The organism is Sphingorhabdus sp. (assembly GCF_046292425.1).
Classification (GTDB): domain Bacteria; phylum Pseudomonadota; class Alphaproteobacteria; order Sphingomonadales; family Sphingomonadaceae; genus Sphingorhabdus_B.
This window is the reverse complement of sequence record NZ_JBKBQV010000033.1, coordinates 1-13,894: the sequence shown is the minus strand read 5'-3', so window position 1 is coordinate 13,894 and position 13,894 is coordinate 1. Positions and strand designations below refer to the sequence as shown.

14 protein-coding genes are annotated in these 13,894 nt (G+C 50.5%); all 14 read right to left on the bottom strand.

The window, feature by feature from the left end; genetic code table 11:
• Positions 1-801, bottom strand: a complete 801-nt coding sequence (locus ACK4S7_RS08345) for an SDR family NAD(P)-dependent oxidoreductase (protein ID WP_409645855.1) — start codon at positions 799-801, stop codon at positions 1-3.
• Positions 801-1,517: a cytidylyltransferase domain-containing protein gene (locus ACK4S7_RS08340; RefSeq protein WP_409645853.1), complete on the bottom strand. Its 717-nt coding sequence runs from the start codon at positions 1,515-1,517 to the stop codon at positions 801-803. Before ACK4S7_RS08340 ends, ACK4S7_RS08345 begins: the two co-directional genes overlap by 1 nt.
• Positions 1,510-2,532: a Gfo/Idh/MocA family protein gene (locus ACK4S7_RS08335; protein ID WP_409645851.1), complete on the bottom strand. Its 1,023-nt coding sequence runs from the start codon at positions 2,530-2,532 to the stop codon at positions 1,510-1,512. The genes ACK4S7_RS08340 and ACK4S7_RS08335 overlap by 8 nt, the downstream gene beginning before the upstream one ends.
• 6 nt (positions 2,533-2,538) lie before the next feature.
• Positions 2,539-3,186 (bottom strand): imidazole glycerol phosphate synthase subunit HisH, encoded by a 648-nt coding sequence (gene hisH, locus ACK4S7_RS08330; RefSeq protein ID WP_409645849.1) that lies wholly within the window; start codon positions 3,184-3,186, stop codon positions 2,539-2,541.
• 1 nt (position 3,187) lies between these two features.
• On the bottom strand, positions 3,188-3,949 hold the full coding sequence (gene hisF / locus ACK4S7_RS08325; protein WP_409645847.1) for an imidazole glycerol phosphate synthase subunit HisF: 762 nt from the start codon (positions 3,947-3,949) through the stop codon (positions 3,188-3,190).
• 11 nt (positions 3,950-3,960) lie between these two features.
• Positions 3,961-5,274: an N-acetyl sugar amidotransferase gene (locus ACK4S7_RS08320; RefSeq protein WP_409645845.1), complete on the bottom strand. Its 1,314-nt coding sequence runs from the start codon at positions 5,272-5,274 to the stop codon at positions 3,961-3,963.
• Positions 5,275-5,277: 3 nt separating this feature from the next.
• Positions 5,278-6,471 carry a hypothetical protein gene (locus ACK4S7_RS08315; RefSeq protein WP_409645844.1) on the bottom strand — a complete coding sequence of 398 codons (1,194 nt, stop codon included), beginning with the start codon at positions 6,469-6,471 and terminating at the stop codon, positions 5,278-5,280.
• A 47-nt stretch (positions 6,472-6,518) separates the two neighbouring features.
• Positions 6,519-7,520 (bottom strand): hypothetical protein, encoded by a 1,002-nt coding sequence (locus ACK4S7_RS08310; RefSeq protein ID WP_409645843.1) that lies wholly within the window; start codon positions 7,518-7,520, stop codon positions 6,519-6,521.
• Between the two features lie 11 nt (positions 7,521-7,531).
• Positions 7,532-7,783: a hypothetical protein gene (locus tag ACK4S7_RS08305; protein WP_409645841.1), complete on the bottom strand. Its 252-nt coding sequence runs from the start codon at positions 7,781-7,783 to the stop codon at positions 7,532-7,534.
• Positions 7,780-9,579 carry an asparagine synthase (glutamine-hydrolyzing) gene (gene asnB, locus ACK4S7_RS08300; RefSeq protein ID WP_409645839.1) on the bottom strand — a complete coding sequence of 600 codons (1,800 nt, stop codon included), beginning with the start codon at positions 9,577-9,579 and terminating at the stop codon, positions 7,780-7,782. The genes ACK4S7_RS08305 and asnB overlap by 4 nt, the downstream gene beginning before the upstream one ends.
• 1 nt (position 9,580) lies before the next feature.
• Complete coding sequence (locus ACK4S7_RS08295; RefSeq protein ID WP_409645837.1) at positions 9,581-10,135, bottom strand: sugar transferase; 555 nt, start codon at positions 10,133-10,135, stop codon at positions 9,581-9,583.
• On the bottom strand, positions 10,132-11,577 hold the full coding sequence (murJ, locus tag ACK4S7_RS08290) for a murein biosynthesis integral membrane protein MurJ (RefSeq protein ID WP_409645835.1): 1,446 nt from the start codon (positions 11,575-11,577) through the stop codon (positions 10,132-10,134). Before murJ ends, ACK4S7_RS08295 begins: the two co-directional genes overlap by 4 nt.
• 56 nt (positions 11,578-11,633) lie before the next feature.
• Positions 11,634-12,467, bottom strand: coding sequence for an aldolase/citrate lyase family protein (locus tag ACK4S7_RS08285; protein ID WP_409645834.1), 834 nt, complete (start codon positions 12,465-12,467; stop codon positions 11,634-11,636).
• A 138-nt stretch (positions 12,468-12,605) separates the two neighbouring features.
• A partial coding sequence (locus ACK4S7_RS08280; RefSeq protein ID WP_409645832.1) for a polysaccharide biosynthesis tyrosine autokinase occupies positions 12,606-13,894 on the bottom strand: 1,289 nt, incomplete at its 5' end.

Below are 13,894 nucleotides of genomic sequence, written 5' to 3'. Positions count from 1 at the left end.
TCACCAGGCACTCCAACCGCCGTCGACGACGATGTTCTGTCCAGTCATCCAGCGGGATTGATCACTTGCCAGAAGCAAAAGCGGGCCGATAAAATCATGCTCGTGGCCCATTCTCGCCATGGGTGTCAGAGCGACGTATCGGTCAGCGAAGCTTTCTGGTTGCCCCCGCTCAATGCCACCAGGCGTGATCGAGTTCACGCGTATATGCGGTGCCAATGTCGTCGAAAGCCAACGTGTTAACTGAATAAGCCCGCCTTTACTCGCCGCATAAGCGGCCGGATTTCCCATGGATGTTCCCTCATAAAGGGTCATGTTTGGACCGAGCAGACCATATATCGAACTTATATTGATGACTGCGCCGTTGCCATTTCTGGCCAGTGAGCTTGAAAACAACTGGGTCAGGTGAAAGGGCGCCGTCAGGTTTACCTCGATCGCTCGCCGCCAAGTCTCCAGACTCTGTTCGGCAAATTTCGTGGTCCAGCCCTGTAGTGCGCTATCCCCCACAAAACCGGCATTGTTGATAAGAATGTCGACTTCGCCAGTCGCCAGGATGGCTCTGGCGACGGCTATGCGCGTTTCCTCATTTTCCAAATCGGTCAAATGGGTACTGACGCCGCCAAATCCCAATTTCAACAATTCGCTGCAAGCGGCATTCAGCGGGTCTGCAAATTTATCAATAAGGATTACACGACATCCTGCTTCAAGAAGTGCTGCCGCCATGGCGCGTCCCAAATGGCCCGCTCCTCCGGTGATGACTGCAGTGCGTCCTCGCAGGTCCGATAATTCAGCAATGGTCGACACTAAGTGACACCCCTTTTCTGCCTGTGATCAACCAGCAATTCAGCAAGTAGAAAATCATAGGGCACGTCGATATCCAGCGCCCTTTCTGGCGGAACCATTACAGTCAGAAGCTTCGACGGAAACAGCCCTCTCGAATTCATAATAAACTTGGTCCGAACGGCATAAGCAACAGTGGTGATGTCGAAAACTTTTGGCGCATCCTGTCGCCGCTGAACAGTTAAGCCTGAACTCACAAGAGAGGCATATCCATGCTCATCAAGCTTTACCATGTTGAAAAAGGGGCTACGCTCAGCCTCCTTGACGGCAATCACGGCATCAGTATCGGGATTTTCCAGCAATTTGGCAAGACAGGCTTCAACGTCAGAAACCTCTCGGAGCGGCGATGTGGCCGGCAGACTAACCAATATATCGAAAGGGTCATCTCTATCTGCGAACCAGGCTATCGCATGTCTCCAGGCGTCCCATTCGGACGCTGTGTCCGTCGCCAAATTGGCTGGCCGCATGAAGGGGACATCAGCACCCCACTTTCTGGAAATATCAGCAATTTCGGCGTCCTCTGTCGACACGGTTACTTTGCCCAGGGAAGGACAGGCAACGGCACATTCGATCGAATGTGCGATGAGCGGCTTTTCGCCTAGCATTCGCAAATTTTTGCGCGGCACGCCCTTTGAACCGCCCCGTGCAAAAATAAAGGCTCGAACAGATTCCTCAATCATGGCTGAATGCCTCCGGCTTGACCGCACAGCCAGATTCGGCAGAGCGCCGGGCAGCTTCAATGATCGCCATTACATTATAGCCATCGACCGCTGAAATGAGAGGATCGGCACCACTTTGGATGCAGTCCAAAAAGTGACGCAACTCTGCAACATAGGTGTCAAAGGGGGGCTGTGTCTCCCGAAGTCCTTCGGCTTGGCTATCATGTCCGTCAATCATAACCGTTCCCGCGACTCCGTCCCAAGATAATGTGCCATGGGTGCCGACGAACTTACACTTCCGGGTGGCCACCTGCTGAACGAAATCAAGATGAATCGTGACGATCCGACGGGGCGAGTTGTAAGTCATGACAATTTCAACAAGATCTTCCACATCAATATCTAGGTCGGAATATGTCCCGGCAGCCGCGTAAACATTATCGGGCATTCCAAATAACCAATAAAGATAATCGAGTTCGTGACTGAGTTCTAAAAGCGCCCCGCCACCCAAAGAGCGGTTGGCTGAAACACCAAGACGATAATCCTGGCCAGGACGCCATGTCGGCAAATACTGGCCCACTTCTGCCTGTACAGAAATTACCCTGCCCACAACATTTTCGCCCAACAATTTTTGAATAGATTCGAAAGCCGGGAGGAAGCGCAAGTTGTAACCGACCATCAACGTGACATCGGCTTGCGCGCTTTGATGAACCAGTTGTCTCGCATCGTTCAAATTGCAGCATAGCGGCTTTTCGATAAATGTGGGGACACCTGATGCGATCAAGGCACTCGCCACCTCGAAATGCGTTGATGCTGGACTGGCAACAATGGCCACTTGAGGGGCAAATCTTTTCACCGCGTCCATGTCATGAAGTTCAATGTCGCAATGTTCGGATTGGCCGATACTTCCCCGGCTTGTAAGTCTTAATGCTGCAATTTCACTTTTTGGAAACATAGCCCTGATATTCCGAGCATGACGCTTACCAATACTACCTAAGCTAACAACCAAAAATCGGCTAAATTTTTCCTGCAAGTCCATTGGTTATCAAATGCGCAGAAAATGCCGCAGCACTTCCAAGCCAATCAGTCCACTCCGCTCAGGATGAAATTGAGTCGCCATTATATTGTTTCGTTGCACGGATGCGCAAATTCTGTGGCCTCCATATATGCAATCGGCAAGGCGGTCTGACGGATCAGTCGGATCTGCAGCAAACGAATGTACAAAATACACCGCCGGGTTTTCTCCCGCATAGTTATGGAGCAATGTGCTCTGCCAGCTTCGACCTCCAGCAGGCTCAACCAATGTGTTCCAGCCAATATGCGGCACACGCTGAATATCGCCGTTCAAAGTCACATTCGGAACTGCTTTCACCCGGCCCGACAAGATCGCGAGACCTTCATGAATTCCGAATTCTTCGCTCGCCTCGAAGAGCATTTGCATACCGACGCAAATACCCAGAAATGGCCGTTCACTTTCGATGAAAGAGCGGATGAGATTATCAAATCCCCGGCTCTTCACCTCTCGCACGCTATCGCTAAATGCGCCTACTCCAGGTACGATCAGCCGATTAGCAGCGGCCGCCACCTTGGCATCTTCAGTAACGGTTACGTCGGCACCCACATGCTGAAGCGCACGTGCCACGTTTAAGAGATTACACATGCCGTAATCCAGAATTGTCACTTTATTGGTCATGTCAAACCTGCCTTACGGAAAGACCGTTGGCGAGCGCGTGGGCGCGGATCTCTTCAACGCTGTACCGATTATAATGAAGGGCATCTGCAATCGCCACGGCATCTGCGCCCCCATCCTTCACGACCTCGATCATGTGGTCCAGCGTCCCCATGCCTCCGCTGGCGATGACGGGAACTGAAACAGCCTCACGCACTTGATGAATCAAATTTGCTTCAAAGCCCTTACGGGTGCCCTCGCGGTCAACAGAGGTTAGAAGAATTTCGCCTGCGCCCAACTTTACCGCCGACGCTGCCCATTCGACCACATCAAGCCCTGTGCGCTCGCGCCCGTTGTCAGTGTAAACCTCCCAGCGACCCTCCGCGACCATCTTTGCCTCGATCGACAAGACCATTGCCTGAGAACCAAAGCGATGAGCAACGTCTGATATAAGTTCGGGACGTGCAATCGCAGCCGTGTTGATCGCCACCTTGTCAGCCCCCGACCGCAAGATGTGGCGCGCGTCATCAACAGACCGAATTCCGCCGCCGACCGTAATAGGAATAAACACCTGGTCAGCAGCGCGGCTGACGATCTCGCTGAGATTGTTCCGACCATAGAGACTTGCCACAATATCCATATAGACAAGCTCGTCGATGCCTGCCTCATAATAACGCATGGCAAAGGCATGAGGGTCACCCATGACCCTCAGCCCCTCTAGCCTTATCCCTTTGATGAGATTGGGGCCTTTGATATCAAGACGTGAAATGATCCGAACGTTGCTCATCTGACGACGTCTCAGTCATGCCAAACGGCATGACGTAGCTTCCATTCTCCATCCCAAGTCCACAAATGCGGGGACCGGAACGTGTCGGCCAACTTCATGAAATATTCGCGGTCCATTACTGGGCTTTCGAACATCTTGCTCGCTTCGGGGAACTCGTTTTCCGGAATGCTCAGATACTGGAATATTTCCTCGGCAAACCGCTCCGGAAATTCGTGATCGAAGCGCTTTACCAAGGCAACGCCTTCTTCGCGCGTAATGTCCTGCGAGCGTATTTCCTGCGCCGCATCGTATGATGCGCGACCAAGCCCAAATTTCACGCCAGTGGTATAATAATGGAAGTCATCGATGCGATCATCGATGCTGTTATACTTGCTGTATGTTCCGGGAGTACGCTCCGGCGAAGCTTGGAAACCGCCATGTTCGACCGCATAATAATAGCAGCTTTGCGGATGCCATTTCAGATAATAACCCAGATAGTGGACTTCGATTTTTTGCTCTTCGATCTGGTTCGGATCTGCGGGAAGATAAGGGATAAGATCTTGTTGGACGACGCCGAACGACTCTTTCAATTCGGCTACCGGAACGCCACCCAAGCTTACGGTTGATTGGTCTTTTGCTGTAAAATAAGACCAATCACGCTTGGCTGTTTCGGTGTCGCCGATCGGATTGCCATATTCAGCCTCATTTTCGCCGAAGAACACGAGAGGTATTTTGTGCAACAGCGCCATTTTAGGAGCGAGCGACTTCTGACCAAACATGAACGCTTGAAATGGGTGGAACAAATTATCGACGGCAAGCCGAGTCAACAGGCGATGAACACGGCCATTTGGCGTTGTCAGCAGGTTGTCGTGTCCTGCGTGAATCCAAGCCTGAAAATTTTTCCAGCCCCAGTCCGTATATACATGAGGCGCCCAAGTGACCGTAAGTGGATTCATTCGATATTTGGTGCGCAGGATATGTGAAGCGTAAAAACTGTCCTTGCCGCCCGAGCCAGGTACAATGCAGTCATAATGCCCGTCGGTGCTGCGATGGCGATCACACAAATCCATCAGTGCCCGCTCACGTTCGTCCCAGTCAATCGTCTGCTGCTTTTTTTCCGCAAAGCGGCATGCATCGCAAACGCCTTCGTCATCTACCTTAATAGTCGCCTTCTTACTCGCCTTTGTATGGGTATACTCTACTGCAGAATTTGGCCGTTGATTGGAAATAACACAACGGACGCAAAACTTGACCTCGGATGGTAAACCAAATTTGGTTTCCGTTACATTGGCATCGGGCGCGAATTTTGATTTATCCACGCTAGCTGGATACTGGATGAATGACACGATTTACTCCACTGTATGAAATGTGAGGCTCTCAATGACGTTGAGAACTGCTTCTGTCGCATTTAGGGGCAGGGCTGTTACAGATTTTGATCCTGATAGTGAACTATTTGTTTGCTCGCCACTATAATTTCGCATGACCTCGCGTAATTCATCTAGCGACGAGACACCTGTGGCAATGCCACTTGATGAATATGGGGCGTCACGCGTAAACACCGATAAATCTACAGAAATGACGGGCCTTCCAGCGATGTGCGCTTCCAGTCCGACAGTCGAGGCTGTAACGACGACGAGATCAACGGCGTGAAGCAGAGCGTGTAACGGTTCAGTTCGCGGGCTTGACTCTACATTTCTGGCGGGTGCAAAATTTACATTTTCGCTTGGATGATAACGGACGATCAGGCGCATATCGTCGCGTTCGGACACAATTTCCCGCAAAATCAGTTCGATCTTTCTGGGAAGCATGGGGTCCCCCTTCAGATCGTCGAAGGGGTGGATAGAAGGCTCTACTTGCGATGCCCATAAAATATTGATTTTACCGTCGTCCCAGCCGCGCGTCCGATTCAAAACATGTCCAGCTTGAACCGTCTCCGGTTGCATTATCTTGTCAAACGCGGGGTTCCCGGTCACCACGAGATCGCGGTCGCTTCGGCCGTGCGACACCAGAAATTGCCCAACGGATTCGTTAAGGACGCAAACTTTGTCTGCGAACCTCGGTTGCGCAATCCACTTATACTCCTGCAGGGCAAACAAATCGACTATACACACCGCTGGTATCATCAGTTGCCCGGCGGCTGTGATCGCGGCTTGCTCGGAGCGTGGCGAGTTACTTGCAATAACCACGTCGGGACGAAGTTTGGCCAATACCCGGGACATAAAGCTTGTCGGCAGAAAGGCATGACGCCCCTGTAATCTAAATCGGAAATAGGCTTCCGTTTCCCCAACCTCTGAAACAAGCTCGGAAAAATTGATCCCATGATATGCTACGGTTTCGGCCCAAGAAACGGGGCCCGACCTATCCATGTCCTTACAAAGGTCTTCCCCATACTGCTTCGCCCCTTTGGCGGCAAAATTCCAAAGGTCGTTGTACCCGATATAATCGACGCCTGCTGCTGCTACATCTTTGGCCGCGGTGGTTAATGCGAGGATAGTGACGCGGTGTCCCAATTCTCGCGCACGCAAGGCAACCGGCAACTGCATTGCAATATGCCCACCACCATATGAAACGAACAGAAGATGGGCGGCAGTCAATTGCGCATCGCTTGCATAGAACGAAGCTTTTCTCGGCCAAACAAGTCAACGCCGCCAAGGCGCGCGAACACCACCAGGAACAAGGAGGGGATGGCCAGCGTCATGGTCGTATACCCAAATATTCCACCCGCAAGAGGTACGCCAATCACGATAAACTCGAGAATTGTCGGCTTTCTATCTAAAGCGAAGAAAAGATAAGACAATATTATCAAAAATGATATTAGCACAATTGCTATGTATACTGGGTGTTCCACTACAAATGAACCGAAGCCGTGCTCCAGCATGTTGTAGATGAGATTTCGAGAACCAAGCCTATAATAATCCAAATTGCGATTTATACCGCTCATAAATAATTCATAATACAGATAAGATATAAAAACGGGAATGAAAATTCGTAACAAAACGTCAAAATTCAAAAATTTAAAATACTTAACAAATTTATACGCATAAAAAAGAATTACAGTAATGTAAGCCACTGAGAATGTACCGGATGAAACCGAACATAGAAGAAGCGCAATAATGAGTATAGGAGTGTTTATTAATTTTTCTTTTTGACCAGTATTTGTAAACATCACATACACTATCAACATCCAGCCGAGCCAAGATATTGCTCCCCTGCCATTCATAAATATATGGAGAACAAATACCGAAGCACAACTGAGAAAAATAAGCCCTGACTTCCCTTCGCGAAGTAAATAATACATTAGATAAATGCTTAGGGTCATAAAAAATACTATATATACGCTGAACCACTCTTCTCCATATAGATCCGCCAAGCGCAAACCAGGATAAGCTACCAGATATCTGAAGAAATGCGGGTGGCCATACAGAGCATCAAATGGCAGACCGTAACTATAGAGATCTATTACCTGTTGCCACGAATAGAATGAAAACTGGCCAAGCAAAGAAAGTCCTGCCATGCAGACAAGGAAAATCAGTATGCTGTTCTTCCAATATCTATGCTTTGGGTCCTGAATTAAAAGAACATTGTCACCCATTCATTTTTCTCTCAAACTCTTACAGCCGAACAACTCGCAAAGCCTGCAGTGGCCGGCCAAGATAATTCTGCCAATTGCCCTGCTTCGGCTTTACCGGATAGGAAACAGGCGACCGCAAAATACTTCTCTTTCTGCATGGTAATATCAATATGGTAAAAGAGAACCCACAGCGAGGCGATACCACGCAACCAATCCAATGATGCCAACCGTCCGGACGATTGGCCAGTTTTGCTATCGGCTGACGAAATATATTCTACAGTCATCCTGCAACCGCCGAAGACGATTGACCGTTATAGCAGGTTAGCCAGTGGTCTAATGCAATGAGCGCTCTGATTTCCCGGGTGTTGTTACGGGTACCATCAACATGGTCATCGAGAAGTTGCATGGCGGATGCTCGGTCAAAAATATCGGTTGCACTTAGCAAATTCTCGAGATGATCAGCGCAATAGCCTTTCAACCTTGTCTTAAACCACTCTCCGACAGGGACCGTAAACATCTGTTTTTTTCGGTAGGCCAACTCAGTGCCGATCAAAGGCGTGACAGCTTTCTTATACAGATATTTGGTAATGCCGTCCTTCAGCTTCAGATCGCCGGGCATCCGGAATGCATATTCCATCATGCGGTAATCAAGAAACGGCGTACGCGCCTCCAGCGATACAGCCATTCCCATCCGATCTGGCTTAACCAGGTTGTTACCGGATAAAAGCAACTGCATATCAAGAAAGAGCGCCTGATTTATCCTATCCTGATGGGGCACCTGCAATAGCCAGGGTCTGGCAATTTCAAAGCTGTCGAGCGACGACAGACTTTCGCGGAAGTCAGGCGAATAAAGACCAAGTTTAGCAGAATGATCAAACAAGGAAATGCTATCAAAATAGGCCCTGAAAAACGTTTCGTCATTCATGCCCCCAAGATCACTGCGGGCAAAGAAGTCACGATATTTGTCGTAACCTGCAAATAACTCGTCTCCACCGTCACCGGTTAGCACCACTTTCACATCGCGAACTGCCAATTCGGAAACTTTATATGTCGGGAGAAAGGACACGTCGCCGTGAGGCTGATCGCAATAATATGTCGCTTTCTGCCATAAATCCAACATGTCGGGTTCAACGCATTCGACTACATGCTCTGTGTGAAAGCGGTCGGCGGCAGCTTGAGCGAAAGGCGATTCATCGAATTTGGGATCGTCGAAACCAATGCAAAAGGTCTTTACAGGGGAAGTCTGATGCCGCGCCATTAACCCGACGACAGTGCTTGAATCGACCCCTCCAGACAGAAATGCACCAAAAGGAACGTCCGATCGCATGCGAATACGCACTGCATCGTCGAGTATGTGGTTAAATTCGTCAATCCATTCTGCTTCGGGGCGACCATGGACAGGTTGCACCTGCGACAAATCCCACCAACGCCTTGATATCGCTCCTTCCGCCGACACCTCGATGAAATGTCCCGGCATCAAATGGATCACACCCTTGACGATCGTCTTGGGCGGGGGAACATAGTTGAACGTCAAAAAATGGTGAACGGCTTCGTAGTCAATGCCAGGTCGTGTCGGCAAAGCCTTCAAAATCGATTTTATTTCCGAGGCAAATGTCAGGCATTTTCCATCATCGTGAAGATATAACGGCTTTACGCCTATCCGGTCGCGAATAAGGTACATTTTACCAATCCGCTTGTCGAAAATGGCAATTGCAAACATGCCATTCAGACGGTGGATAAAATCAATCCCTTCGAGCTCGTACAGTCTTAAAAGAACTTCAGTATCGGATTTCGTGCGGCATGCATTTCCGGCCCGCGCTGCTTCTTGCGCCAGTTCAATGAAGTTAAAGATTTCCCCGTTCTGGACCACAATGATATTGCCATCGTCTGAAACAAATGGCTGGTGACCCCCACCGACATCGATGATGGAGAGCCGCTGGTTACCCAGCAGGACACCTGACCCTCGGAATATTCCGCTATCGTCCGGCCCCCGATGGCGCAAAGCATCGCCCATCTGCTTGGCAATATCCGGAGAGAGGTCGGACCCGTCGCGATTGAAATAGCCAAAAATACCACACATTTCAATTGCCGCCTTTTCCGAGAACTTGAATCGCTGTTTTCAGCAATATATTCATATCAATCAACAGCCCATTAGACCGCACATAATCCAGATCAAGAGCCAAACGTTCTTCTGGAGTGGCGTCCGAACGTAAAGTAGCTTGGGCAAGTCCCGTGATACCGGGCTTTGCCGATACCCTCAAATCCCATTCCTCCTGCGAATAGTTTAAGCGTTGCTGAGGGACATCAGGTCGCGGACCGACAAGGCTCATGTCGCCGAGGATGACGTTGAATAGCTGGGGCAGTTCGTCAATGCTGGTCCGTCGGATAAACCTGCCGATTTTCGTGATCCTCGGATCATTAGTGCCAGTCGAAAATGAACCGACCTTTTCCGAGTCTACGATCATCGACCGAAACTTCCACAGTTTGAAGTTTTTGCCTCCTCGACCTACACGCATTTGGGAAAAAAATACTGGTCGCCCATCACTTAGCAGGATGCAAACTGCCACCCCAAGCATCACGGGGATGATAGGGATCAGCAATATCGCGGATATCAATATGTCAAAAATTCGTTTCAAACATACCTCTTTTCAAAATATGCAATAGCAACAAGTCCGAGTAGGAAGCCAAAGCCAGCTACAGCTAGGGACAAAATGGGCGCGTCTGGCAGAAACAAGAATTGGACGGCTGACGCTGCCGCAATCGGCAATACGGCCAATGCAGTCTGACCGATTATGCGACGGTCTATTAACGGGTGCCCTTGATGTGCCCCCTGCTTCATAACAGGTAGCCCCGACCAAACTAACACCAGCACCGCCAAAACTATCTGATACATTGTGAAACCGACCATTAACAAGGAGAGCGAACGTGCCTCCCAAGCCAGATATATTATGGGCACAAGCGTTAAGAGTGCTCCTGCGGTAATCCAGAACGCTGTGATTGCACGGTTCGTGGCATACAAATAATTCGTTCCCAACAAACTGACTGCTGCAAACGGAATAGAGCATGCGCCGTACGCAAAAAGTCCTGCTACCAGGCTTAGATCCTGGGGACCCATCTTTCCATATCCGAAAGCTATTTCCGTTACAGGCTTCGCAAATCCGATACTGCCAACCATTGCAAGACTGGCTAGCATAAATGCCACCCGCATATGATCGACCGCGACTCTAGACGCCGATTGGGCTCCCCCTTTGGCATGCGCTTTACTCATTGCTGTGAGGGAGACAATACTGACTGCACTCAATATCACACCGACAGGTAGCTCAACCAGTTTTTGTGCATAGTTGAGCGCAGAGACTGACCCGCCTTCAAGCCAAGAAGCTGCTGCGCGCAGAACGACAGGTGCGAGCAAGGCAGACCCAACAGCAAGTAATCCCGCGCAGAAATCGACTAAAAAGCCTCTCCAGTTCTGCGGCACCAGCAAACGGGAACGAAAAAGACGGGAAGGGATATGCAAAAACAACGGCAGGCCTCGCATTACAGCGCCCAAAAATATTCCTAATGCAAGAGCCTGCAATGGTGGCATGTGCAGCCCCAGTAACAGAATTGAGATAAGCGTGACGTTGAATAAAAGCGTCCCGATCCCACTGACAAAAAAATGGCCTCGCGCGTTGGCATATCCGCCCGCAACGCCAGAAAATGCAGCAATGGGCAAGGCGACCGCGATTAAAAAGGGCAGCCATCCAGTAAGCATAAACCCAAGATCTGCCCGCCCAGGTGCGAGTATGCCGACTGTGATATCAGGTGCTATGAAGACGATCAGTCCGAAGATGGTAAAGAGCGAAAGCGTTACAATGGCTACGAAGCGCGTAAGAATGTCCGCTTCGTCGGGGGGCAGTTTCAACAATGAAGGGACAAAAGCAGCGCTTAGGCCCCCTGCCACGAGCAGATTCACCATCAAATCCGGTAGCGTCATCAAAACGACAGCGAGGTCGCCTTGCGCAGATATGCCAAATATAGATGCGACAACCGTTTCCCGAACAAGGCCGGATACCCGACCAACCAACAGTGCAAGACCCAAAAAAACACTCGGGCCAAACAACAATGAGAATCGGGATTTGTGGATCGTCGCTTTCATCAGAGTGACGGACGGCGATCCGGCAATGCATCCCTTATCTGCTCGACAGCGTTGGTCACTTGCTTCAGGTTCTTGTTGTATTCCGCGGGCCCGAACGTCTGGGCGAATGCAAAGGCCTTCCGCAGCTTTTTGATTTCCAATGGAAAGTCCATTTCGCTTTTCATTTGCGCAACGGACGGCATATTGCGGTGGAAAGTCCGCGATAGAATGGCCGCCGTGGACCCAAGTCTCACATGCTCAATCAATATTTGCTCAGCAGGAAGAAGCCCTTCCCCAACCCGTGCAACCCCGCCTATTCCAAATGGAATTTTCAAGTTGCGTAGAACCGCCGCCATACCTTCTACAGTTCCGTCAACGAGAAGTTCAAACATGAACCTCTTGCCCATCTGCAAGCTCAGGTCGTTCAGACCAATATGCACTTCCTGAACGCCTTTGACACAGGCGCAGGCTGCCAGATTGTCCTTGGCAGCGATTGTTTCGACGAGCAACATGATCGGTATTCGATTAGCTACCAAGCGCGAAAACTCCGTTACCTCCTCAAGCGTATTGAACATGGGTAGCATGAGGATATCCGCCCCGGCCTCGATCACGCTATCAATCTCACTCGCACTGCCTGGATTCAGCGGGTTCGTCCGCACAAGAATTTCTGCGTGCGGCGCAGCCGTCCGAATGACAGAAATGTCACTTATGTTGTGGTCGCTGATGACGGAATCCAAGTGGCCTTGGCGCTCCGTCTTGCCTAGCTTTTCAAGATCCACCATAATCCTGTCAACGCCACTGTCGGTGGCGAATTCTGCAACGGACGCGGAGTTTGTGATCAGAAAGAATTTCAAACAAAGCTCCGGGGTACAATGTGTGGGCAAGCTCGCTGTCTGCCGCGGCAGACAAGGACAAGGATATCGGCAACGACATTCCAACGACCTTCGCGCCTACAAATTCGAAGGAAAGCGTTGACCGAACTGAAGGCTTGGTCAGTTGTCCGTGTTGTCCGACGGACCATATCCATACCCATAGCCATAACCATAACCATAGCCAGCTTGACGCTGCTTCAGCTTAGTAAGGACCACCCCAAAGACATGGGCGTGGACCGATTGCAAGCGGCCAAGCGATGCTTTGACACCACGGAGAGCAACGCCCTCAGCTTCGACAACGAACACGCATCCTTCCACAGCTCGCGATAGCAGCGGCGCATCTGCGATACCCAAGATTGGAGGAGAGTCGACGATGACATGGTCGAACTGATCGATAAGTTGGCGCATCAGGAGCAGCATGCGGTCACTGCTCAACAGCTCGCCCGCATTCGGAGGCGTAGGCCCTGCGGGCATCAAACTCAACCCTTTTGGCCCCGCATCCGAGATCAGATGCTGCCAGTCATTCTCGCCAGCAAGGAAATTGCTCAACCCTTTTTGGTTTGATAGCTGCAGGAAACTGTGCATTGAAGGCGAACGCATGTCGGCGTCGACAAGTAAAACCTTTCTGCCTGTGCGACCGAGTACCGTGGCAAGTGCTAGGCTTGTGGTACTCTTGCCTTCGGCTGGCCGGGTACTGGTCACCATCAACGTTCTTGGCACGCCATGGTCAGTAGAGAACGCAAGATTGGAACGAATGCTCAGATAAGCCTCAGACAACATGGATTTAGCATCGCTTAGGGCGGTCTGAACATCCCCTTCTTCCAAATCGGGAACGCTGCCGAGTAGTGGGACCTGAAGCAGTCGGTTAACATCGCTTGGGTCGCGAAGCCCTTCGTCAATCTGATCAAGCGCAAAGGTTGCGACAGCGGCCACGCCGAGACCCGCTACGAGCGAGAGAAGGAGATTCAACGGCAGATTTGGAGAGGAAGGCTTTTGGGGCACTTCCGCCACATCTACGATAGAGATATTATTCGCACTTACGCCGGCAACGCCGATTTCCTTGTAACGCTGTAAAAGCGAATCATAAAGCTCGCGATTGGTATCGGCTTCACGCTGATAAATATTGTATTGAATGCTGTCACGCTGCTGACGATCTAGCTGGACCTTTACGCTTTCAAAACGTTCGCGCAGCTGCTTTTCACGCTGCATTGCTTCGCGATAGTCCGTGGAACGACCTTGGCTCACACGATTTTCTTCGCGGGCGATGCTGGAGTCGAGCGCGCGTAGCTGTTCCGACAATGCAACGGCAGACGGGTAATTTGGCTCGAACTGGACCATGAGCTTGGCATATTCTGCTGCCACTTCGGCCCTTTTCTGACGTAACTGCGAGATGGCGACATTCGACAACG

Excerpts from the sequence above, each read along its gene's own strand:
- ACK4S7_RS08340 (WP_409645853.1), bottom strand. The coding sequence starts at position 1,517 with ATGATTGAGGAATCTGTTCGAGCCTTTATTTTTGCACGGGGCGGTTCA.
- ACK4S7_RS08335 (WP_409645851.1), bottom strand. The coding sequence starts at position 2,532 with ATGGACTTGCAGGAAAAATTTAGCCGATTTTTGGTTGTTAGCTTAGGT.
- hisH (WP_409645849.1), bottom strand. The coding sequence starts at position 3,186 with ATGACCAATAAAGTGACAATTCTGGATTACGGCATGTGTAATCTCTTA.
- hisF (WP_409645847.1), bottom strand. The coding sequence starts at position 3,949 with ATGAGCAACGTTCGGATCATTTCACGTCTTGATATCAAAGGCCCCAAT.
- ACK4S7_RS08315 (WP_409645844.1), bottom strand. The coding sequence starts at position 6,471 with ATGCAGTTGCCGGTTGCCTTGCGTGCGCGAGAATTGGGACACCGCGTC.
- ACK4S7_RS08310 (WP_409645843.1), bottom strand. The coding sequence starts at position 7,520 with ATGGGTGACAATGTTCTTTTAATTCAGGACCCAAAGCATAGATATTGG.
- ACK4S7_RS08305 (WP_409645841.1), bottom strand. The coding sequence starts at position 7,783 with ATGACTGTAGAATATATTTCGTCAGCCGATAGCAAAACTGGCCAATCG.
- asnB (WP_409645839.1), bottom strand. The coding sequence starts at position 9,579 with ATGTGTGGTATTTTTGGCTATTTCAATCGCGACGGGTCCGACCTCTCT.